This window comes from Methylophilus sp., from assembly GCF_052437885.1.
Classification (GTDB): Bacteria; Pseudomonadota; Gammaproteobacteria; order Burkholderiales; family Methylophilaceae; genus Methylophilus.
In genome coordinates, this window is record NZ_JBQVPB010000004.1 from 58,550 (window position 1) to 81,049 (window position 22,500).

General features: G+C 52.1%; 21 protein-coding genes. 7 read left to right on the plus strand and 14 right to left on the minus strand.

Annotated elements, in window-relative coordinates; translation table 11 throughout:
• The first annotated feature begins 33 nt into the window (after positions 1 to 33).
• The 3 genes from pstA (at position 34) to ACT6RZ_RS05155 (ending at position 3,231) form a co-directional block, all read left to right on the plus strand.
• The gene (gene pstA, locus ACT6RZ_RS05145; protein ID WP_444701109.1) at positions 34 to 972 is read left to right on the plus strand and encodes a phosphate ABC transporter permease PstA; all 939 of its coding nucleotides are present in this window, start codon (positions 34 to 36) and stop codon (positions 970 to 972) included.
• A gap of 25 nt (positions 973 to 997) precedes the next feature.
• On the plus strand, positions 998 to 1,777 hold the full coding sequence (pstB, locus tag ACT6RZ_RS05150) for a phosphate ABC transporter ATP-binding protein PstB (RefSeq protein WP_055825903.1): 780 nt from the start codon (positions 998 to 1,000) through the stop codon (positions 1,775 to 1,777).
• Positions 1,778 to 2,133: 356 nt separating this feature from the next.
• On the plus strand, positions 2,134 to 3,231 hold the full coding sequence (locus tag ACT6RZ_RS05155) for a porin (RefSeq protein ID WP_444701110.1): 1,098 nt from the start codon (positions 2,134 to 2,136) through the stop codon (positions 3,229 to 3,231).
• Positions 3,232 to 3,332: 101 nt separating this feature from the next.
• Here ACT6RZ_RS05155 and ACT6RZ_RS05160 read toward each other — a convergent pair whose 3' ends face one another.
• The 8 genes from ACT6RZ_RS05160 to msuE form a co-directional block, all read right to left on the minus strand.
• The gene (locus tag ACT6RZ_RS05160) at positions 3,333 to 4,121 is read right to left on the minus strand and encodes an ABC transporter ATP-binding protein (protein ID WP_444701111.1); all 789 of its coding nucleotides are present in this window, start codon (positions 4,119 to 4,121) and stop codon (positions 3,333 to 3,335) included.
• A gap of 110 nt (positions 4,122 to 4,231) precedes the next feature.
• Entirely contained in the window at positions 4,232 to 5,578 is a 1,347-nt protein-coding gene (locus ACT6RZ_RS05165) for an ABC transporter substrate-binding protein (protein ID WP_444701112.1), read from the minus strand.
• A 114-nt stretch (positions 5,579 to 5,692) separates the two neighbouring features.
• Positions 5,693 to 6,760, minus strand: coding sequence for a branched-chain amino acid ABC transporter permease (locus ACT6RZ_RS05170; protein ID WP_444701113.1), 1,068 nt, complete (start codon positions 6,758 to 6,760; stop codon positions 5,693 to 5,695).
• A 10-nt stretch (positions 6,761 to 6,770) separates the two neighbouring features.
• Positions 6,771 to 7,652 (minus strand): branched-chain amino acid ABC transporter permease, encoded by an 882-nt coding sequence (locus ACT6RZ_RS05175; RefSeq protein ID WP_444701114.1) that lies wholly within the window; start codon positions 7,650 to 7,652, stop codon positions 6,771 to 6,773.
• 19 nt (positions 7,653 to 7,671) lie between these two features.
• A complete protein-coding gene (locus ACT6RZ_RS05180; protein WP_444701115.1) occupies positions 7,672 to 8,487 on the minus strand; it encodes an ABC transporter ATP-binding protein in 816 nt (271 codons plus the stop codon).
• On the minus strand, positions 8,484 to 9,638 hold the full coding sequence (locus ACT6RZ_RS05185; RefSeq protein WP_444701116.1) for an AMP-binding protein: 1,155 nt from the start codon (positions 9,636 to 9,638) through the stop codon (positions 8,484 to 8,486). Before ACT6RZ_RS05185 ends, ACT6RZ_RS05180 begins: the two co-directional genes overlap by 4 nt.
• 23 nt (positions 9,639 to 9,661) lie before the next feature.
• Entirely contained in the window at positions 9,662 to 10,750 is a 1,089-nt protein-coding gene (gene sfnG, locus ACT6RZ_RS05190; protein ID WP_444701117.1) for a dimethylsulfone monooxygenase SfnG, read from the minus strand.
• A gap of 26 nt (positions 10,751 to 10,776) precedes the next feature.
• Complete coding sequence (gene msuE, locus ACT6RZ_RS05195; protein WP_444701118.1) at positions 10,777 to 11,349, minus strand: FMN reductase; 573 nt, start codon at positions 11,347 to 11,349, stop codon at positions 10,777 to 10,779.
• A gap of 468 nt (positions 11,350 to 11,817) precedes the next feature.
• On the opposite strand from msuE, the gene ACT6RZ_RS05200 reads away from it, so the two are divergent.
• Complete coding sequence (locus ACT6RZ_RS05200) at positions 11,818 to 13,050, plus strand: SfnB family sulfur acquisition oxidoreductase (protein ID WP_444701119.1); 1,233 nt, start codon at positions 11,818 to 11,820, stop codon at positions 13,048 to 13,050.
• An 83-nt stretch (positions 13,051 to 13,133) separates the two neighbouring features.
• Here ACT6RZ_RS05200 and ribB read toward each other — a convergent pair whose 3' ends face one another.
• Genes ribB through ssuD form a run of 4 tightly spaced genes read right to left on the minus strand, consistent with a single transcriptional unit; the run spans position 13,134 to position 17,102 of the window.
• Positions 13,134 to 13,844 (minus strand): 3,4-dihydroxy-2-butanone-4-phosphate synthase, encoded by a 711-nt coding sequence (gene ribB, locus ACT6RZ_RS05205; protein ID WP_444701120.1) that lies wholly within the window; start codon positions 13,842 to 13,844, stop codon positions 13,134 to 13,136.
• Positions 13,837 to 14,721, minus strand: coding sequence for an amidohydrolase family protein (locus ACT6RZ_RS05210; protein WP_444701121.1), 885 nt, complete (start codon positions 14,719 to 14,721; stop codon positions 13,837 to 13,839). Before ACT6RZ_RS05210 ends, ribB begins: the two co-directional genes overlap by 8 nt.
• Positions 14,722 to 14,742: 21 nt before the next feature.
• Positions 14,743 to 15,960: an acyl-CoA dehydrogenase family protein gene (locus ACT6RZ_RS05215; RefSeq protein WP_444701122.1), complete on the minus strand. Its 1,218-nt coding sequence runs from the start codon at positions 15,958 to 15,960 to the stop codon at positions 14,743 to 14,745.
• Positions 15,961 to 15,968: 8 nt separating this feature from the next.
• The gene (gene ssuD, locus ACT6RZ_RS05220) at positions 15,969 to 17,102 is read right to left on the minus strand and encodes an FMNH2-dependent alkanesulfonate monooxygenase (RefSeq protein WP_444701123.1); all 1,134 of its coding nucleotides are present in this window, start codon (positions 17,100 to 17,102) and stop codon (positions 15,969 to 15,971) included.
• A 371-nt stretch (positions 17,103 to 17,473) separates the two neighbouring features.
• Here ssuD and ACT6RZ_RS05225 point away from each other — a divergent pair, with 371 nt between their 5' ends.
• From ACT6RZ_RS05225 to ribA, 3 genes are read left to right on the plus strand one after another with little or no spacing between them, the layout of a single operon-like run.
• Positions 17,474 to 18,682 carry an acyl-CoA dehydrogenase family protein gene (locus ACT6RZ_RS05225; RefSeq protein ID WP_444701124.1) on the plus strand — a complete coding sequence of 403 codons (1,209 nt, stop codon included), beginning with the start codon at positions 17,474 to 17,476 and terminating at the stop codon, positions 18,680 to 18,682.
• Positions 18,683 to 18,687: 5 nt separating this feature from the next.
• A complete protein-coding gene (locus ACT6RZ_RS05230; RefSeq protein ID WP_444701125.1) occupies positions 18,688 to 19,800 on the plus strand; it encodes a sigma-54 interaction domain-containing protein in 1,113 nt (370 codons plus the stop codon).
• Positions 19,787 to 20,416 carry a GTP cyclohydrolase II gene (gene ribA, locus ACT6RZ_RS05235; protein WP_444701126.1) on the plus strand — a complete coding sequence of 210 codons (630 nt, stop codon included), beginning with the start codon at positions 19,787 to 19,789 and terminating at the stop codon, positions 20,414 to 20,416. Before ACT6RZ_RS05230 ends, ribA begins: the two co-directional genes overlap by 14 nt.
• A gap of 126 nt (positions 20,417 to 20,542) precedes the next feature.
• On the opposite strand, the gene ACT6RZ_RS05240 is transcribed toward ribA, so the two are convergent.
• Positions 20,543 to 20,866: a DUF1330 domain-containing protein gene (locus tag ACT6RZ_RS05240; RefSeq protein ID WP_444701127.1), complete on the minus strand. Its 324-nt coding sequence runs from the start codon at positions 20,864 to 20,866 to the stop codon at positions 20,543 to 20,545.
• A 347-nt stretch (positions 20,867 to 21,213) separates the two neighbouring features.
• Positions 21,214 to 22,413, minus strand: coding sequence for a glycosyltransferase (locus tag ACT6RZ_RS05245; RefSeq protein WP_444701128.1), 1,200 nt, complete (start codon positions 22,411 to 22,413; stop codon positions 21,214 to 21,216).
• Positions 22,414 to 22,500: the final 87 nt, after the last annotated feature.

Sequence of the window (22,500 nt, forward strand, 5' to 3'; positions counted from 1 at the left end):
GCCATCTAGCGGAAGAAGCAGGAAAGACACCAAATGGAACATAAAGCTTCTGTACTTGAAAATCTGGGCGAAGTACGCGCCATGATTAAACGCCACAAGCGTAACGACACCCTGTTTGCCGCACTGGGCCTGTTATGCCTGATGTTTGGCCTGATGACCTTGATGTTGCTGTTCTGGCAATTGATCGCCGATGGCTACCCAAAATTCAACCTTGAGTTCCTGACTGAATTCCCTTCCCGCCGCGCAGGCCGTGCCGGCCTGCTTTCGGCCTGGGTAGGTTCGCTGCTGGTGATGAGCGTGACATTCCTTTCTGCAGTGCCAGTCGGCGTGGCAGCGGGTCTGTACCTGGAAGAATATGCGCCAAAAAACTGGTTTACTGACCTGATCGAAATCAATGTGTCTAACCTGGCTGGTGTGCCTTCTATCATTTATGGTTTGCTGGCGCTGGGCCTGTTTGTCTACATCCTCGGTTTCGGCCAAAGCATACTGACTGCCGGTTTGACCCTGGGCCTGCTGATACTGCCTATCGTGATCGTGTCTACCCGTGAAGCCATACGCGCCATCCCGGTTTCTATACGAGAAGCCGCCTATGGCGTCGGTGCCACCAAGTGGCAAGTGGTTTACGACCATGTCTTCAAATACTCTTATGGCGGTATTCTGACAGGTGTGATCATCGGTATGTCCCGTGCTCTCGGTGAAACTGCTCCTATCATCACCATCGGTGCGCTGACGTTTATTGCTTTCCTGCCGCCCTCACCTATCACCACTGAACCGCCGTTTATCAACTTTGAATGGCTGTCTTCCGGTTTTACCGTGATGCCGATTCAGATGTTTAACTGGCTGTCGCGTCCTGACCATGCATTTCATGTCAATGCGGCTGCCACTGGTGCGCTGATCATCGTCGTCACCTTGTTGATGAACGGTGGCGCGATCTGGTTACGCTACAAAATTCGTAAAAATATTAAATGGTAATGCCACACAGGATTTAGGAAACATCATGGCCACAATAACGACCCCGATTAAAGCCGAAGCACGCGATTTAAACTTCTTCTACAGCAACGGCGCCCGCGCACTCAAAGGCATTTCCATGCCTTTGTACGAGAACAAGATCACTGCGTTGATCGGCCCCTCAGGTTGCGGAAAATCTACCTTTCTGCGCTGTTTCAACCGTATGCATGATCTGTATCCAGGTAATAAATACCAGGGCCAGATCGTGATGCACCCGGATAACACCAATGTGCTCGATAGCGGTGTAGACCCGATAGAAGTACGCATGCGTATCAGCATGGTGTTTCAGAAACCCAACCCTTTCCCCAAGTCCATTTACGAGAACGTGGCTTACGGCCTGCGCGTGCGTGGTGAGAACAACAAACGCATCATGGATGACAAGGTGGAAGAAGCGCTCAAAGGTGCGGCCTTGTGGAACGAAGTGAAAGACCGCTTGCATGACCTGGCATTCAACCTGTCAGGCGGCCAGCAACAACGTCTGTGTATCGCCCGCGCGCTGGCGACTGACCCGGAGATCATGCTGTTCGATGAACCGACTTCAGCGCTGGACCCGATCGCGACCGCCAATATTGAAGAGTTGATGGTAGAGCTGCGCAGCAAACTGACTATCCTGGTGGTGACCCACAACATGCAGCAGGCAGCCCGTGTGTCTGACTACACTGCCTATATGTATCTGGGTGAGCTGATCGAATATGATGATACCGACAAGATCTTCACCAACCCTGGCCGTAAAGAGACTGAAGACTACATTACCGGCAAGTTTGGTTGATCCCTGCACCGTCTGATAAAAACGCCGCTTTAGCGGCGTTTTTTGTTTTCTGCGCTGCTGAATACAAGCCTAACACGCATGCCCGCGTAAAAACTGCATCTACAGCAGCAGTTTTAAGCTGCACTGACGTTCTCTGCCGCCGCTTAGACCGGCGAGTGCTGTCTCAACGGCATACAAACAGCAACCATGCCGATAGCTCAGCATGCCCAACACAGGAATTTTAATATAAGTCATTGTTTTTAATTGGTTTTAATGGTGGCACGCTTTCTGCAATAAGCAAGTTGGTATCCCTACGCTGTGCGTGAATAAAACGCTGGCAGGTCTTAATCCAATCTTTCAAAAAGCAGAGAGTTCAAATGAAAATAAAATCTAAATTTCATCGTAAACCATTAGCCGTGCTTACTGGCCTGATCCTCAGCCAGCAGGCATTCGCCGAGGCGACCATACAAAGGGACGAGAATCTTTTTCTGAATATCGGTATCGCTTCACGCGTCAGCTTCAGCTCCATCAGCGATGCCGCGCCCAATGGCTCCAGCCGCTCCAAAGACTTTGAAGTCGAAGAAGCGCGTTTGTATACCAATGGTAAATTACATAAGAATGTGACCTATGAATTCAACTTTGCCCGCAATACCGCAGATGACAAGATAGAGTTGCTGGATGGCCATTTGGGTCTGGAGGTCAATAATTACGTCAATATCTGGGCCGGTCGTTTCTTGCCGGCCGCCAGCCGCGCCTCGGCATCTGCCCCCATGTATTCGACTACCTTTGATTTCCCTATCGCCGAGCAGGGCTCTTATGAGTTTGCCGGCCGTGATAACGGGGCCGTCCTGTTCGGCTGGGATAACAGTGCCGCATTCAAATACTATGTCTCTGCCACCAATGGCAGGCAAGGCGGGTCTAACCAGGCCGATAACCTGTCTTATGCCACGCGTCTGCAATACAACTTCTGGGATACCGAAGCAGGCTTTTACAACCTGGCCAGCTATGATGGTAAAAAATCCATACTTTCCATTGGTGCTTCTTACCGCTATCAGAAAGATGGTACCGGCACTATCCTCAACAAAGGTGACTCCAAATACTGGAACCTGGATGCACGTTTGGAAAAACCGTTAAGCAATGGCGCGGTGCTGGGCGCCGAGGCGTCTTATTACAACTACGACAATGACAACACCGGCGATACCGTTCTGCCAGAAGCCAAAGGCTTTTTTGTCAATGGCAGCTATACCTTTGCCGATACCGTCTGGATAGGTAAATTCCAGCCCAAAGTCATCTATCAGGAATTCAACAATGACACCACAGGCCTGGATAGAAAACGGGTGGATGTAGGGGTCGGTTATCTGATCGATGGTGACAGCAACAAGCGTATAGACCTGTTTTACTTTAGAGAGAACCGCAACAACCTGCCTGATATCGATGGCATCAAGGCGATCTTCCACGTCGCGCATTTCTTTTAAAGCGCTATCAGCAAAAAACGGCCGCAGGGCCGTTTTTTTTCATGTTGAAACCGGTGTATGGCGAAACTGGTGCGAGCCAGTGTCTGGCTGCTGGATATGCGTCAGTGACTGGCCCCCAGATATGAATCACTCAAGGCCACACTGTCAGCCATGCATTGCGCATCGCCCTGTTGCGTGACATGCCCGCTTTCTATGACATAGGCATAATCGGCATAGCGCAATGCCACCGTCGCATTCTGCTCAGCCAGCAGAAAGCTCAGGCCTTGTGTTTGCTGCAGCTGGTGCACGATATCAAAGATCTCCTCCACGATTTGTGGCGCCAGGCCCATGGAAGGCTCATCCAGCAGTATCAGCTTGGGGTCTGCCATCAATGCTCTGCCTATGGCGACCATTTGCTGTTCGCCACCGGAGGTGTAGCCGGCATGGTTTTTACGCAGCAATTTCAGCCGGGGGAAAAAGCTATACACTTTTTCCAGTTCCTGAGCCAACACCCTGGCGGATGGTCTGCGTACAAAGCCACCTGTCAGCAGGTTTTCTTCCACCGTCAGGTGGCCGAAGCAATGCCGGCCTTCCAGCACCTGAACCAGGCCCTGGGCGACTAGGTCACCAGGCGTAGACTGGGTGACGTCACGCCCCTGATAGTAGATCTTGCCCTGCACGATTTCGCCGCGCTGGGCTGGAACCAGACCGGAGATGGCTTTCAGTATGGTGCTTTTACCGGCACCATTGGCGCCCAGCAAGGCGACGATGGATCGCGGGCCGACTTGCAGCGAGATATGTTTAATGGCAAAGATCACCTGCTCGTAGATGACTTCAATATCATGCAGTTGCAAGATGGCATCCGCAGCCACATCCGCAACCGGATTTAGTTTTTCAATGGCCTGTGTCATCAGACTCTCCTCAATTTGATCACGTGGGCAATGTTTGCGCCTTTGCCCACGGCATCAAACTGAAAATGCATACCGCTCACGGTATGCATCCCAGTCAACCTCAGCCTAAGTTATTTAGCTGCCAGCTCTTCCTTGCTGCAATCACGCGGGGTGATGCCTTTTTCTTTCGCGTATTCATGCGATGATTTTTCAATGATAGGCCGCAACAACTGGCGATCAGCCTGTACCCACTCGGTAATGACTTTCCATTGCGTACCATCCCATTGCTGGAAGCGTACGGCACCGCCACCTTCATGGTCAGCGCAACTTAACTTCAGTGGCTGCACCAGGCCCAAGGCACCCAGTTCGGTCAGGCGTTTGTCATCCAGCCTGATGTTTTCAAAACCCCAGCGCACTTCTTCACCGCTTAAAGGACGTTTACCGAACCTTGCCTGAGCCACACGCACCGCTTCTACGTTGAGAATGCCGTTTACCACACCAAGGTTGTAATAAACATTACCGAAACGCTTGGGGTCTTGCAGGTTACCTTTGCCGGCTTTCACCACGTATTGATTGATGCCTTGCAGTACCGGGAAGCTGGTGCCTGAAGGATGGGTAGTGATGGAAACATAACCCTTGGCTGCGTTACCCGCTGGCGCGGCGTCATCTTCCGAATTGCTCCAGATGTTGCCTATGATATGGTCGGCAGGGAAACCGGTCTTTTGCGCGGTTTTCAGCGCTACCGGGTTCATTACGCCCCAGCCACGCAAGATCACCCAATCCGGTTTGATACGCCGTATGGATAACCACTGTGACTGTTGCTCATTGCCTGGATGAGGCACTTCCAGCAATGTCAGCTCAAAGCCGTATTTCTTAGCCAGCAGTTCCAGGATAGGGCTGGTTTCCTTACCGTAAGGTGAACCGTGGTACAGGGTGACGATCTTCTTGCCCTTGAGTTTGTCCAGACCACCGGATTTTTGTGCAATGTAGTTCACAATGGCAGAAACTTCACTGTACGGGTTCAACTGCAACGGGAAAGCATATGGGAATACGCTGCCATCTGTAGAATCAGTACGGCCATGGTTAATAGTGATCAACGGCAGTTTGTCAGCGGTAGAACGCTCTAAAGTGGCATAGGCGATGCCCACTGACAAAGGATTGGTGGCAGCGGCTGGCGCGCCGTTCAAACCTTTTTTCAGCCGCTCGTAGCATTCAACGCCTTTTTCTACCACATATTCTGTTTCGCACTCACTCCAGGTGAACTTGACTCCATTCACCCCACCCTCTTTAGCATTCACATATTGCAGGTAATCGATGAATCCGCCAAAGAAGCCGGAGCCACCAGCCGCATATGGCCCTATGCGGTAACTCTGCAACGGGAAATACTGTTCATTCGCCGCTTGCGTTTGCGTGCTGACACTGGCGACACCCAGACCCAGTGCCAGCAATAGCCAGGCATGTTTACCTAATAATTTCACTTTAAGACTCCTTTTTTAAAAATATAAAAGTTGTTGTTAATAATTTTTTGTTATATAAATGCGTATACAGGTCAGTTTCAACATATGTAATGACTCCTTAAGTGTATGAACTGCCTAGAAACGCAACGGCCAAACGCGTAGCCGTTGTTTGATGGTTTGCCAGACCTTGGCCAACCCGCTGGGCTCTTTGATCAGGAAAAATATGATCAACGCACCGAAAATCATCTTCTGAAAATTTTCCAGCTGCCCGGGGTCTATCGTGCCGGCAAACAGGCCCGATGACAGGTTAGAAAGCAGTATGGGGAAAAGCACGATAAACGCGGCCCCCAGAAAGTTGCCTAAAATACTGCCCATGCCACCAATGATAATGATGAACAAGATCTGGAATGACCGGGTGAGGTCGAATCCGTGCGGTTCAACCGTACCCAGATAGGTAAATGCCCACAGTGCACCGGCGATACCCAAATAAAAAGAACTGATGGCGAACGCCAGTAGTTTGGTTTTTGGCACCGAGATACCAATAACAGCCGCGGCCGTATCCATATCCCGCACCGCCATCCATTTCCTGCCTATCTCACCACTGACTATGGTTTTGGCTAACAGGCCGAGGGCTACCACTGTAGTCAGTGTCAGCAGATAACGGCCTGCCGGTGAATTGAAGTCAGCCCCTGCTACACGCAACGGCGGCGCGGTGATCACGCCTGAAGACGAGTTATTCGAGAACCATGCGAAATTGGTGAACACCCATTGCACAAAAAACTGCGCCGCCAGGGTTGAAACAATCAGATAAAAACCCTTGATGCGTAAACTGGGCAAGCCGAACACCAGGCCCACGCCGCCGGCAGCCAGCCCGCCCAGGATAAGGCTGGCAATCAATGGCAAGCCTTCAATACGCAGGTTGAAGTTGTAGGTGGCGAATGCGCCTACCGCCATAAACGCCGCTGAACCTAAAGACAGTTGCCCGGCGTAACCGGTCAGCAGATTCAGGCCCAGACCGGCCAGCGACAACACCAGAAAAGGGATTAAAATGGCACTGAACCAATAGTCGTTACCAATCAGGGGCACGACCAGGAAAGCAAACGCCAGCAAGCCGGCAAACGACCATCTTTCCTGTCTGAGGCGCAGGAATCGTCTATCAAAACGATAGGCAGTGACAAACTGACCTGATTCTTTATAAAGCATGCTGACCCTGTTAAACGCGTTCTATGGCTTTGTCGCCGAAAAGACCATAAGGTCTGACTAATAAAAACAACACTGCCAGCACATATGGAAACCAGTTTTCAATGCCGCCACCGATCAAGGGGCCGATAAAGACTTCGGCCAGCTTTTCGGACGACCCTACGATCAGGCCGCCAACGATGGCACCTTCGATAGAGGTGAAACCACCTATGATCAATACCGGCAATGCTTTGAGTACGATCAGCGATAAAGAGAACTGAACGCCGACCCGCGCCCCCCAGAGTATGCCGGCGACCAGGCCGACAAAGCCGGCGACCGCCCACACGATCAGCCACAAGCGTTGTAATCTGATGCCAACTGCCAACGCTGCCAGCTGGTCATCAGCCACGGCTCTGAGCGAGATGCCCACCCGGGTTCGGTTAAACAGAAAACCAAGCAATGCCACCAACACCCCGGCGATGGCGGCGGCGAATAAATCAAACTGCGACAGCAAGATGCCGAACACCTCATACGGCTCGTCATTAATGCCTATGTCTAAAGCATGTACTTGTGCGCCCCACATGGCCTGGGCCAGGCCTTCAACGATATAGCTCAAACCCAGCGTCGCCATGAACAGGGTGATAGGTGAGCGATTGACCAGCTTTCTTAATACCAGGCGCTCTATCAGCCAGGCCAGCAGCACCATGATGATCAGCGTGACCACGAATGCTCCCCAGAACGGTATGCCGCGTTCTATCAGGCTGACCAAGGTCAAGGCGGCAAATAACACCATGGCCCCCTGAGCAAAGTTAAAAACGCCCGAGGCTTTGTATATCAGCACAAAACCGATGGCCACCAGTGAATACATCACGCCGGCCAGCAAACCACCGCTTAATACTTCCAGAAAAAAATTCATTGTTAATCTATGTCCCTATTTACCTGGCGCCAGCCTTAGCCTGGTGTTTGCTGCCTAAATAAGCTTCTATCACTTGCGGATCTACCCTGACTTCAGCAGGTGTGCCATCGCCTATCTTTTTACCGTAGTCCAGCACCACCACATGGTCAGACAAGGACATCACCACGCTGATATCGTGCTCTATCAGCACTATAGTGGTGCCATACTCTTTTTGCGTTTCTATGATGAAGCGGCTCATTTCGGCCTTTTCATCTGCATTCATGCCTGCCATAGGCTCATCCAGCAATAACAACTCGGGCTCGGCAGCCAGGGCACGTGCTAATTCGACCCGTTTTTGCAGGCCATAAGGCAGGTTGCCAACGATGCTGTTACGCCATGATTGCAGTTTTAAAAAGGCAATCACCTGCTCGGCTTTCTGCCGCTGCCGCAATCCATCAGCCGGCGCGCGGCCGATATTGAATACCTGTTCTATCCAGCTGCTTTTAAGCTTGAGGTTGGTGCCGGTGATTACGTTATCGAGTACCGACATGCCCTTGAACAAAGCGATGTTCTGGAAGGTCCTGGCGACGCCACGCCTGGCCGCCCACTGCGGATGCATGCTTTTTCTGGTTTCACCCTTATAAGTGATCAGGCCTTCATCTGCCTGGTAAACACCATTGATCACGTTGAGCAGCGAGCTTTTTCCGGCACCATTAGGGCCTATCAGCGAAAATATCTCGCCTTTGTTCACCGTAAAACTAATATTGGTGATGGCTTTCACGCCCTTGAAAGACAAAGAGATGCCCTGCAGGCTTAATAGTGCCTGATTCATGGACGTGGTCGTGGACGCGGTCATGATGCGGCCCTTAAGCCCTTGAGGGCGAAGTAAGCTTCAGCGCTGCTATTGAGCTGCGGGATCACCTGCAGCTGGCTGATGTGCCATGTTGTTTCCTCCGGCCAGCCACGCACCTGAATGCCGATGGCAGAAAAAAACTGCTCCGCCTCGCCGGATAATGGCTCCCCCACCAGTAACGGCACCCGGGTACGACCCAGGCCAAGCACATCTTTCAAGGGTGCGATTACTAGCCAATGGGCAATGACACTGAGTAAGGGCACGCGTGTGCGATAAACCTTTAACGCCCATTGCACCAGCGCAAATTGCCAGCTCTTTTGCAGCGGCCAACGCGACAGGGTCAATACATACAAGCGTTGATAGGTCGCTGCAGTGCCGGCCACCAGGCTAGGGCCAAGTTCGCGTCTATCGCTATCTCTGGTCGCCAGATTTTCCGGAAAGTTGAGTTTGAAACCGGCTATCAACCACGGAGAAAGCAGATATCGCGCATGGCCGCTGGCGGCAAACGCGCGTGCTGCCAAGGCCTCTTCCCTATCGGTCAGCGCTTCATGCAGCACCAGCGTCTGGCCGTTCTTCAATAACTCGGCATGCGTGAGCTCGCGGTATTCCAGCTGGTAATGCTGGCTCAGCCGGTAAAAGCGGAAAGCAATGTCATTGGCTGCGGCTTTGATCGCCAAATCAGGCAATGCCTGTTCAGCGATCTGGCTATAGGCGACCATAGCTGGATGATGGTAGTCAGCCAGGCCCCTGGAATCGGCAAAGATCAGCAGCTGCACATCCGGCTTCGCTGCAAACACCTGATCGACCTGTGCTTGCGCCTCAGCAAAAATAAATCTGGGGCGTAAGGTGTGCAGCAGGTCCAATAACTCGGATTGCTTGTGGGCAGGATCAAGCGGTGCCGACACGCCACCTAGCCAGTGAGCAGCCAGGGATAACAGCAGTGCCTCTGGTCTGGGCTCACTTAGTAAAAACAAGGTGTCTCCGCTAGTGAAGCCTTTTTGTTTGAGCAACTGCGCAGCCAGCACTACCGCTTTATGCGCGGCTTGCCAGCTGTGTTCATACCATATGCCCAGCTGCTTGTGCCGGATGGCGACATGCTGTGCTCTAATCCCGGTTTGAAACCTGAGCCAGTGCGGTAAAGTGTCTGTCGTCATCAGGATTTTCCCCAGGCTTGTGATCAGGCGGCTTTAGCCAGTTGCTTTGCTTCCAGCTCACGTACCAGAGGCAACACTTTGTCACCGAAGTAAGCCACCTCTTCCTGAAAGTGCAAAAAGCCGGACAGGATCAGATCGACACCCACCGCTTTTAACTCGACGATACGTTCAGCGATTTGCGCAGGGGTACCGATCAGATTAGTCTTGAAGCCGTCGTTGTATTGAACCAGATCCTCAAAGGTGGACTTGGCCCAGTTACCTTCTCTTTCCGGGCTGGCGGCGCCGGCATTCTTCACTTCATGACCGAAAGCATTCACCGCCTCAGGGTTAGCCTGGTCTATGATTTCCTTGAGCACCGCCCTGGCTTCTTCTTCGGTATCACGCGCGATGACGAAAGCATTGACGCCTATCTTGACCTGGTGATTATTGGCGGCCGCTTTTTCACGGATGTCATCAATTTGCGCCTTGATGCCTTCCACAGTGTTGCCATTGGTGAAATACCAGTCAGACACGCTGGCGGCATTGTCACGCGCCGCACGCGAGCTGCCGCCCTGAAAGATCTCGGGATGCGGTTTTTGCAATGGTTTGGGTTTCAGCGTGTAGTTGCTGAAACGATAGAAGTCGCCGCGGTAGGTGAAGTTATCCTGGGTCCAGATGCCTTTCAAGGCTTCGATAAACTCTTTAGAACGGCGATAACGCTCATCATGGTCCAGCCAGGGCTCACCGATAGCAGTGAACTCACCGCGGAACCAGCCGGAAACGACATTGATCGCGACACGGCCTTCAGTCAACAAATCTATGGTGGCCAACTGCTTGGCAGCCAGCACCGGGTTCCATGGGCCAGGCAGGATGGCTGCGATCACTTTAAGCTTGGTGGTGGCGGCCAACAGCGCATGCGAGAAGGAAACCGATTCGTGCTGAAACTCGGCACCGTAACCAGCGGTAAAACGGATCTGGCTCAATGCATATTCAAACCCTGCTTTTTCGGCGATCTGTGCCAACTTGCGGTTGTAATCGATATCCCAGCTAGTGCGTTGCTCAATATTACTTACCACCAGGCCGCCACTGACGTTTGGTACCCAGTAAGCAAATTTGATGTTTTGTGTACTCATACAAGTTCTCCAAAGATTCGTTAGGGTCACACCGCCTGAAGGCTGGCTTCAGTCACGGCGACACGATGTTTAAGCAATGGCAGCGCACGCGCTATCGCCAGATCAATACGCGCTTTCAGGGCCTCACTTTTCACTTTGTAGTTTTCAAAGTCGGCTTCAGTGGCATACACGCCTACCGGCAGAGTCAATGCCTGGAAAAAACTGAACAGCGGCCTTAACTCGTGATCTATGATCAAGGCATGCCGGTCGCTGCCGCCGGTCGCACCCAGCAACACAGGCACATCGATCAATGCTTCGTAATTGACCAGATCGAACAGATGCTTGAACAGACCACTATAAGAAGCGCGATATACCGGTGTAGCAACGATCAGCAAGTCAGCCGTTTCAATCGCTGCAATATCCTTTTGCACTCTGGCAGGCAGATCCCTGGGATCAAATGAGGCGGTGAAACTACCGCCTATCTCACTCAAGTCTATCTGGTGCAGATCGATAGCGATCTGTTGCCCCAGTTTCTCGGTCAATGCCGCAACCAGTGCTGCGGTTCTGGAAGGTAATTTGTAGCTGCCTGCAACAGCTGTGACTTTCAAGGGACGACTCATTCATGGCTCCTAAACATGTGTTGCCGGTGCCAACTTGATTTGTTCAATGCTGGAATACCGGCTCATATCAGTAATAGCAGCAACCATGCCAAGATTATTTACCTATACAAATCAATGATATACAGATTATTTTCTGTTTTTCAGGGTGTTGAATTAATCAATATTTTGCTGATGCACTGCTGCTTTATCAGCAACTATTCATGAAATGCAGCATGGCAAGGCTGAGGCTTGCTGCGCAGCCGCCAGGCAGTGTGCTGATTAATCAGCATGCATTCAGCAACTTATTGTCGATTTACAAGCTTTGCAGCGCGACCATTCCTGGAAACTATTATCAAATTCAATGACTTAGCAGTTGGCATATTTAATGCAATGAAGCAGGTAGACGCGCAGCGCACATGATTAGCTGAGGACTGCGTTGTTTTAGCCCAACATCAACTTAATCCAACATCAACTTAATAAGGATCAACCATGACTGCACAAGCAAGTAATGTTGCGCGTTTGCCTGAGACCCGCTCCAGGGACCTCGCGCATATCATCAAAACTGACGCTGAAGCCATTGAGGTAGCAAAACAGGTCGCCAGCGAGATCGCAAAAGAAGCTTCACTGCGCGATAAGGAAAGACGTCTGCCGCGTAAAGAACTGGATCTGTTCTCCAGCAGCGGCCTTTGGGGTATCACTGTGCCTAAAGAATACGGAGGTGCATTCGTCTCAAACAAAACCCTGGCCGAAGTCATTGCAACGGTTTCTGAAGCGGACCCCAGCATAGGCCAGATCCCGCAGAATCATCTGTATATGGTGGAAGGTTTACGTCTGGATGGCACCGAATTCCAGAAACGCTACTTCTTTGAACTGGTACTGCAAGGGGTACGCTTCGGTAATGCATTTTCCGAGATAGGCACCAAGAGCGTGAATGATGTTAAAACAAAATTAACGCCAGCCAACAGCGGCTTTTTCCTGAATGGCAAGAAGTTCTATTCATCAGGTGCCTTGCTGGCAGACTGGGTACCGGTGATCACCAAGGATGTGAATGATAATACAGCGGTCGCCTTTGTCCCCGCCGGCGCCCAGGGCCTGACCATTATTGATGACTGGTCTAGCTTTGGCCAACGCACCACTGCCAGCGGCACCACCATACTGGACAATATTTTCGTGCCTAGCGAACACGTGGTGCCTCACCAGCAAGCCTTTGACCGGCCGACCGCCATGGGCCCGTTAGCGCAGATCATTCAAGCCGCGGTGGATACCGGCATTGCGCGTGCCGCATTCAAGGATACGCTGCATTTTGTACGTAACCACACCCGGCCCTGGATAGATACCGATCTGGAGCATGGCTACGAAGACCCGCACACCATCAAGGATATCGGCGATCTGCAGATCCGTATCCATGCCACTGAAGCTTTGCTGGCGCGTGCCGGAGAATATCTGGATGAAGCACAACGCAACCCGAATGAGGAGACGGTCGCGGAAGCCTCTATCGCTGTGGCAGAAGCCAAAGTGTTAAGCACTGAAACAGCTTTGCTGGCCGGCAGCAAGCTGTTTGAGTTAGCAGGCACCCGTTCAACCCTGGGTGAATTCAACCTGGACAGGCACTGGCGCAATGCACGTACCCACACCCTGCATGACCCGGTACGCTGGAAATATCATGCCGTGGGCAATTACAGCCTGAACAAGGTGAAGCCACCGCGTCACCCCTGGATCTGACGCTGCACCGCCTGACAACAAAAAGCCCTCACTTGAGGGCTTTTGTTTTAGATGCCGCTCACTTGCAGCGGCCTGGTGTGCACTCAGATATAACTGAGCGCAGCATCCAGCAACTGATGCTGCCGGCTACTTGCGGCTGGCCTTTCTGCTGCAATGGCATAAGCTGTTTGTAAAGCCTGTTCACGGTAACTGATCATGGCGGCAATAGTGATGATCTTCAGCCCATGCTTTCTGGCGAATAACAGCAGGTCTGGCCTTCTGGCCATGCTGCCATCTTCATTGACGATTTCGCACAGCACGCCCACCGGGCTTAAGCCCGCCAGCCTGGCCAGGTCATAAGCGGCTTCAGTATGCCCTGGCCGAGCCAGCACACCGCCTGCACGCGCGCGCAGCGGAAAGATATGACCAGGCCGGTGAAACTCTCCCGCCTGGCTATGCGGATCAGCCAGCGCTTTTAAGGTTAAGGCTCTATCTGCCGCAGAGATACCACTACTGGTGCCATATTTATAATCAACGCTCACGGTAAACGCAGTTCTGTAAGGGTCTGCGTTGTGAGCCACCATCTGCGGCAGTTGCAAAGCCTGCAGTCGCTGTTCGCCCATGGCGACGCAGACCAGGCCACTGCTATGTTTCACCAGAAAAGCCATTTGCTCGGTGCTGATCTTTTCAGCGGCGATGATTAGATCACCCTCATTTTCTCTATCGGTATCGTCCACAACGATCACGAATTCGCCATGGGCGATCGCAGCAATGGCGTCACTCACCGCATCAAAATGCTCGCTGTCATCATGCATTCCCTGCCCCGTTTCCCACCGCTTGATTGCCTAGTTTCAGCAATCTGGCAGCATTCTGATAAAACACTTTCTCCAGCACTTCGTCTTTGAAACCCAACTGGATGAAATCATCTATGGTCTGCTGCATGGGCCTGAACGGGTAAGAAGTACCGAACAGCAGCTGGTTACTTAAAAACTTGTTTGCCGCTTGCACGTAGAGCTCGGCGCCAGGCTGGAAGATGTACATGTCTGGCACCAGATACAGGTTAGGATAACGGAACGCCGCACCCACGATTTCGTTCACATACGGATAGTAACCATGGAAACAAATGATGCTCAGCTCGGGGTACTTTCTGGCCAGGCGTGCGACAGCATTGGGGTGGGCATAATCCAGGTCTGGCGTGGTTGGCCCCGACATTATGCACACCGGAACCTGGTGCTGCTGGCAGGCCTGATACACAGGGTCAAATATGGGGTCATCCACGTAGCGGGCCGGCTTGGAAAAACCCGGCTCAATATTGATAGCCCTGAAGCCATGCTGATGTATGGCCTGGTCTATCGCCGCCAGCGCACTTTCAACACCACGCGTCGCTATATCCACCGAGCCCAGCCCGATCAGCTTTGGGCTTTGCTGCACCAGTTGCGCGACCTCAGCATCAGCGATGGTCAGGTCAGGTGTTTCCCGGCCCACCACCACGGCGTAATCTATGCCGGCCTGGTCTATCTCCTGCAAGTAGCCTTGCAGCGTATAAGAGCGTTTGAAATGTTCCGGCTCTAGCGAGCCCACTCTCTGATTCAGCCATTTGGCAGTATCGTAGGCAGCAGTGGCCGGGGTGGCGCCAAAAAAGTCATGCAAGAATGCAGGACGGTTGCGCATATCAATAATTTTTTGTTTCATAAAACCAGTTCTATTCAAGAGTTAAGCGTAAAAGCTGGGCGTGGGGTATTTGCCGTTCAATGCCCAGTCACCCAGATCTTTGAGTTTGTAATCCACGGGGTCATGCAGGGTGTAAACCCGCAGATTGCGCCAATATCTATCCATGCGTAACTTGGCCGTGGTCGCCCTGGCCCCGGCGACCTCAAAGATCCTGGAGGTCACATCCAGGCCTGATCTGGTCGCCTGCACTTTGGCAGAGAACACCGCCAGCGCAAGTTCGCCTCTGGCGGTCTCGTCTAATGCCAGATCTTGCTGCCACGCCTTATCCAGCAGGCTGGCGGCGTGGTCGGCGAGTATGGCTGAGGCATGCAGACCAGACCAGAACTCGCCGTAGTGAAGCAGTGTGAAAGGATCTTCCTGTATGGTTTGCGCAAGTGAGCCGGACCAGACACGACTGTTGCCACTGGTGTATTTGACGCCATCCTGCAGCGCACCCTCAGCCAGGCCGATATAGATATTGGTAAATATCAATTGCGCCACCAGCGAACGCAGGCTGGCGAATAAAGAGCTGAGTGGGCCGGGGTCTAGCAATAGCTCATTATCATTGACCAGCAAGCGGTCAAACTCTGCGCTACCGCTGTCCGTTTGGCGCTGGCCCATATTGTCCCAGTCGCCATTCAAGCGTATACCGTTACGATCTGTAGGCACCGCAGCGACCAGGAACTTGCCGGTTCTTTCTTCAATGGCGGAGACGATCATATAGTCCGAATCCATAGAGCCCGAGCAAAAGCTTTTCTGGCCGGTGAACTGGTAGCCACCAGCTACTTTGCGGGCGATGGTGCGGTTATCCAGCGGGTTTAATGCATTGCCCCACCAGATATTCTGGCTGGCGGTTAAGCGGTAGTAATGCTGCCATTGCGCTTGTGATGCGTACAACCTGATAGAGGTCAGCATCAGGAACTGGAATGCAAACACTTGTGCGATAGAACTATCGACCCTGGCGATCTGGCGGATGATGGCGTAGATCTCCAGCCAGCTGCCGCCCAAGCCGCCATAGGCCTCGGGTATCAATAGTTTTAATAGTCCGCTATCGCGCACTGCCTGGCGCTGCTCGTAGGGTGTGCCGCCTGCAATGTCGCGCTCTACCGCCGACCGGGCCAGGTAGGCGGATAACTGATCAGCCAATTGCTGTGGCGTGCCACTGAAATCAACGCCGTGTAGATGAGCATGTTTGGATTGTGAATCAACTGCGAGTTTCATACGCTCCCCTAAGCGGCATGTTTGACAGGTTTGGCTGCACCAAATGGGCCTGTCATATTGGTATTGATACTGACTTCATCATCATTTTTTCTGGCCAGCGGCAGCAGCGGAAACAACAATTCAGCCACGCGATAAGATTCCTCCAGATGCGGGTAGCCCGAGAAGATGAAATAATCGATGCCCAGTGCCTGGTACTCCTTGATCCTGTCAGCCACTTGCTGCGGATCGCCCACCAGCGCAGTGCCTGCGCCTCCACGTACCAGGCCTACGCCTGCCCAAAGGTTGGGTGCCACCTCCAGCTGGTCGCGCCTGCCGTGATGCAGTGCCGTCATGCGTTTCTGCGCCACCGAATCAAAATTGGCCACCGCAGCCTGCGCCGCAGCGATGGTTTCATCGGTGACATGCGAGATCAGCTCTTCGGCAGCCTGCCAGGCCTGCTCGCTGGTTTCACGCACGATGACATGCAGCCGGATGCCGAATCGGATAGTGCGCCCTTGTTTTGCCGCAGCCTCTCTAATCACTCTGACCTTTTCAGCGACGGCAGCCGGTGGCTCACCCCAGGTCAGATGCACATCAATATGCTTGCTGCTAAGCGCAATCGCAGCTTCTGAAGCACCGCCTATAAACAGGGGTGGATACGGTTTTTGCAGACTACCGGTAGGCAGACTGGCGCCTTTCACCTTTAAATGATCACCGTCAAAATCCACCACAGATTCAGATAACACTGAACGCCAGATGGATAAAAATTCCTCGGCTTCAGCATAACGCTCGTCATGGGCTAAAAAACTGCCTTCAGCCTGCTGTTCGGCAGGGTCTCCACCAGCCACGACGTTGATCAGTAACCGCCCACCAGAGATGCGGTCCAGCGTCGAAGCCATTCTGGCTGACACCACCGGCGATATAAAGCCAGGGCGGGTAGCCACCAGAAACTTGAGCTGCCGGGTTTCATTGATCAATGCCGATGAAATGACCCAGGCGTCCTCGCATGATCTGCCAGAAGGCACAAGGACGCCGCCATATCCCAGGCGATCTGCAGCCTGGGCGATTTGTTTGAGGTAAGAGAGTGTTGCCGGCCTGGCACCTTGGGTGGTACCCAGGTAGCGCTGGTCACCGTGGGTAGGCAAAAACCAGAATATTTCCATGAGATGAGTTTCCTTTTATTCATGCTGCATACATAAACAGGCATACTGCAAAGACCATGCCATAAATAAAATTTAACAAATTCATATACTTACAACTGAAAAAAGCAGAGTTGCTGTTTTATCAGCACAATCACACCGCATGCTGCTGTATCAGCAGCATTGTTGCTGATAAAACAGCATAGCCCTGCTGCAAGCCCAAGTCAGGCATTTTAAAAATATCAGCCAGCGTCAGGAAAAAACTACCGCAAGCGACTGATTTTATTCAACTAATCATCAAAAAACCCGCTTGCGCCAGCCTGCAGATAAGCATATTCAGAGTTGGCACAAAACATGCTGAATCATCAGCATATGTAATAAGCTGGATATAACTTTTGAATATAAATCATTTTTCCTTCATCCCGCCGGTGCACCTTAATGAAGGCCTGGGTGCGCTAGAGGTCGCCAGACAACTGGCGGATGCTTTTTCTCTGACCGCAGTAGAGAGGGATCACCGCGGTGGTACTCCTAAGGTGGAGCGTGATGCCATACGCAACAGCGGATTACTGTCGCTGATCATCCCCAGCGAGTATGGCGGCCATGGCTCCAGCTGGCAGGAAACGCTGACAGTGGTGCGCGAGTTCGCAAAAGTGGATAGCTCTATCGCTCACGTTTATGGTTTTCAGCACTTGATGCTGGCGACTGTGCGCTTATTTTCCAGGCCGGATCAGTGGCAGCGCTGGTATGAGCAGACAGCACAACTCAACTGGTTCTGGGGCAATGCCTTGAACCCCTTGGACGAGCGCACCATTTCTAAAAGCTATACTCACTGGCACGAGTTCTCGGGAAAAAAAAGCTTTTGCTCAGGCGCACTCGATTCCGAGATGCTGATTGCCTCAGCGAATCGCAAGAGCGATGGCGAGCTGGTGATCGCGGCTATCCCTACACTACGCACCGGCATCACCATCATGGATGACTGGGACAACATCGGTCAGCGTCAAACCGACAGCGGCACAGTCAATTTTGAAAAAGTGCGGGTAGAAGACAATGAGCTGCTGACTGAGCCTGGCCCCTTGAGCAACCCCTACGCCTGCCTGCGGCCATTGATCGCCCAGCTAATACTGACCAATATCTATCTGGGCATCGCAGAAGGTGCGTTCAACGATGCACAAAACTACACCCTGCACGAAGCCAGGCCATGGAAGAATTCAAATGTGGCACTGACCAGCCAGGACCCCTACATTCTCGGGCATTATGGTGAGTTCTGGGTGGGCCTGGAGGCAACGCGCGCATTAAGCGACCTGGCAGCAGAAAAGCTGGATAGCGCCTGGGCAAAAGGCCTGGCTTTAACCGAAGAAGAACGTGGCCTGGTAGCCACCAGTATCAGCACGGCAAAAGTGCTGGCCACTCGCACCGGACTGGACATCACCAGCCGCATGTTTGAAGTCGCAGGCTCCAGAGCCACACATGCCGGCCTGCGCCTGGATAGACATTGGCGTAACCTGAGAACGCACACCCTGCATGATCCATTAGATTACAAAATCAAGGAGCTGGGAGAATGGGCGCTGAATGGCAGCTTCCCTAAACCTACTTTTTACTCATGAATATTATGGAAAAATTTATTGATAATCTTGACCAGTCTCATGATGTGCAATACCGCGAAAGTGATAAAAAGCTGCTGACGCTGCCGAATTCGCGCACCTTGACCACATCGATACGAGCGACGGCGCAGGTGTTCGAAGACCCCAAGTCTATCGCCCTGCTCAGCCGTATCAATCAGATCGCGCCTAGCGATGCCAACGTGCTTATCATAGGGGAAACCGGTACCGGCAAAGAACTGATCGCGCGCCATGTGCATGAGTTAAGCAACCGCAAGGGCAAGCCATTCGTGGCGGTCAACTGCGGCGCTTTTTCGGACACCCTGGTTGAGAGCGAATTATTCGGGCATGAAAAAGGCGCTTTTACTGGCGCGTTTGTCGCCAAAGCTGGCTGGTTTGAAGCTGCCAATGGCGGCACGCTGTTTTTAGACGAGATAGGCGACCTGCCACTCAGCATACAAGTCAAATTGCTGCGGGTGTTACAAGAGCGTGAAGTTGTCAGACTGGGTTCACGCAAAGCTACCCCTATCGATGTGCGCCTGGTCGCAGCGACTAACGTCAGGCTGGAAGAAGCAGTACAGGCAGGTAATTTCCGCGAAGACCTGTTCTACAGGCTCAGGGTGGCGCACCTGGAATTACCGACACTGAGAAATCGCCCTGGCGATATCCTGCCTCTGGCCGAATACTTTGTGGGTGAATATACACGCCGCCTGGGCTATGCAGAGATCAGGCTGGACGACTCGGCCAGGCAGAAGTTATTGCAGCACACCTGGCCAGGCAATATTCGTGAACTGGAAAATGTGATCCATCATTCGCTACTGATCTGCAGAAACAATCTGGTGCGTAGTGATGACCTGCATTTGTCATCCATACAACTGCACAGGCAAAAATCGGAACAACCGCTGCAACACCATGCCGAAACTGATGCACTCAAAGAGGCATTTGAGCAGTTGTTTGAATCTGGCAAAGACGATCTGTATACCTATTTTGAAGATGCTTTCGTCAAAGCGGCCTATGACCATTGTCATCAGAATCAGGTGCAGACGGCAAAACTGCTGGGCGTCAGCAGAAATGTAGTGCGGGCGAAGCTGATCAAGATGGGAGCGATCAATGCGCTTAGATGATCTGCGACCAGCCAGCTCCGCGGCAAGAATCAGCTTAACTGCCACTTCCAAATTACCTACCCGCTTTGGTGTATATGTATTACACGTTTTTCAGGATCATCAGGCCGGGGTCGAACATATCGCCTTAGTGCTGGGAGAGATTGAGAATAGCAGCAATGTACTGGCAAGAGTGCACTCCGAGTGCCTGACTGGCGATATCTTCTCCTCGCAGCGCTGCGATTGTGGCGAGCAGCTTGAAGCGTCACAATCGCTTATTTATACCGCACAACAGGGGGTGATCATCTACTTGCGCGGCCATGAAGGCAGAGGCATAGGCATCACCAATAAAATACTGGCCTATGCCTTGCAAGACCAAGGTCTGGACACGGTTGAAGCAAATTTAGAATTGAATCTGCCAGTCGATAGCCGACACTACGATGCCGCGGCGGAGATACTAAAAATGCTGAAAGTCAGGTCTATCCGGCTATTAACCAACAACCCGGACAAGGTCTCTGCACTGTTAAGCAGCAAGATACTGATAGATAGCATACAGCCTATACAGACATCGCCGAATGCGTTCAATCACGCCTATCTGCAAACCAAGCAGTTGAAGTTGGGGCATACACTATTGCTCTGAAAGCATAGCGTATCTATGACTGGCCTTTGCAGTAAGATAAAAAGCCACACTCTGGCCTTTGAGTGTGGCTTTGATGTCAGGCAGTCAGCGCTGTTTTTAGCTAAGCTGACTGATGAAACTTATCCCTTATTTAGCAAGGTAAGGGATGGTGCCTGCAACATCAGTATCATCTATCAACTGGAAACGGCTTTCCGTGCCATCTTGCCTGGCTTTGGAGTAAGGCGCATATTCCGGATCATTGGCAAACGCCAGTGCGGCTTCTTTGTTGGGGAACTGGATCAAAGCAATCAATGTGTTTTCCAGTGGTTTACCCTCAAGCACATCAATATTAGCACTACGACTTAGATATTTTCCACCATGCTTTGCGGCAATAATGTGCACATGCTTGGCATATTCAGGCACCCATTCATCATTTTTAAGTAGTACATCTGCAATTAGAAATGCTGTCATTTTTTACTCCTTTTATGGAAAAACGCTTGATTTTATTGGATAGGAAAATTACTGGATGTTTGACGGCTGTTGCACCTGGTCTGCAAGGTCTTCAACGCCGCTGTGTATACTTGCAGCGGGATCAGAACCAGCGCGCAGCAGGCGTCTGTGGTAAACATGATCGATTTCTCCTGATTTTTTGCTTGTGGCTGGATTTGCTTGTGGAAAGATCAGATGCACAAGTCAGGCCATATCTTGGCCTGCATGGCAGTTGGCGTCAAGGGGCCAGGAAAACGCCCTGGCCGTGACAGTCTGGCAAACCTGTGGCATCAGATCCAGTCATGCAAACCACAGGTCACCAATTAGACTTAAGCGGCGGCAGACACCGGCAGCGAGTAATTGACCAGCATCAGGCGCTCGTAGCATTCAAGCAATTTCTTCGCCTGCGCTTCGCTGGACCATACCTGTTCCACATAGCGTTTGCCTTGCTTGCCCACCCGTTCACGCAGTTGGTGATCTATCAGCAGCGTTTGTACCTGCTCGGCAAAATGCAGCTCATCATCCTGTGCGATCAATGCGCCCTGCTCCTGACGCAGGATGGAGGCAGTGCCCAGTTCGGCAATGGCGACCACAGGTGTCTCCTGTGCCATGGCTTCCAGCAGTACCAGACCTTGCGTCTCGCTCTTGGAGGCGAATACAAAGATATCAGCGGCACGGTAAGCGGCATTCAGGCCGACCGCGCGGTCCAGATAGCCGAGGAACATCACATTCTGCTGCAACCCGTTGTCACGCGTCATTTTCTTCAGCATGGCTTCGGCAGGGCCTTCGCCGGTGATCACCAGCAACACTTCAGGATGATCCTGTATCACCAGCGACAGCATTTCCAGCAAGAACTGGATATTCTTTTCGTGCGCGACACGGCCAACGAACATCAATAACGGACGTTGTTCGGGAATCGCGTATTTTTCCCTGAAAGCCAGCCCATCACCCGGCACAAAACGTGAGGCATCCAGCCCGGTGGGGATCACCGAGACCGGGGTAGTCACCCCGTATTGCTGCAGTACATCGCGCATCTGGCCTGAAGGTGACACCACGGTATCTACCTGCTGGCATTGCTTGCGCGACACCCACTGTGCGATATTGACCGCCAGTTTGCGTGGCACCCATGGCAGGTAGTGATGCATATAATCTTCAAAAAAGGTGTGGTAGGTTTCAACCACCGGCACCTGCAGTTTTTTGGCGATCTTGAGCCCGGCATAATGCGCCACAAATGGCGTGTGTATGTGGACCAGATCATAATCACCAGGGTGCAGGCTATCTATATAAGCCACCAGCGCTGACCATTTCATCAAATAATCTTCAGGGTCGAACACGATCTTGCGCGCGGCGATACGTGTGATCCATGCTTCATCCGCACTCAGCTTGCTCTCCATGGCCTGGGCATATTGCGGTGCGATCAGGTGCACGCTATGGCCTTCGCTACGCAGGCTTTCTGCAAACGTGCGTATGCTGGTAGAAACGCCGTTCACACGCGGGAAATACACATCTGAAATCATTAATATTTTCATGCTAATTCTGTCCAAAGCTATGCTTAAGCTGGCCCCCAGTTAACAAATCTCACATAGTTTAACAATGGCAAATGATGCTTTTATGAC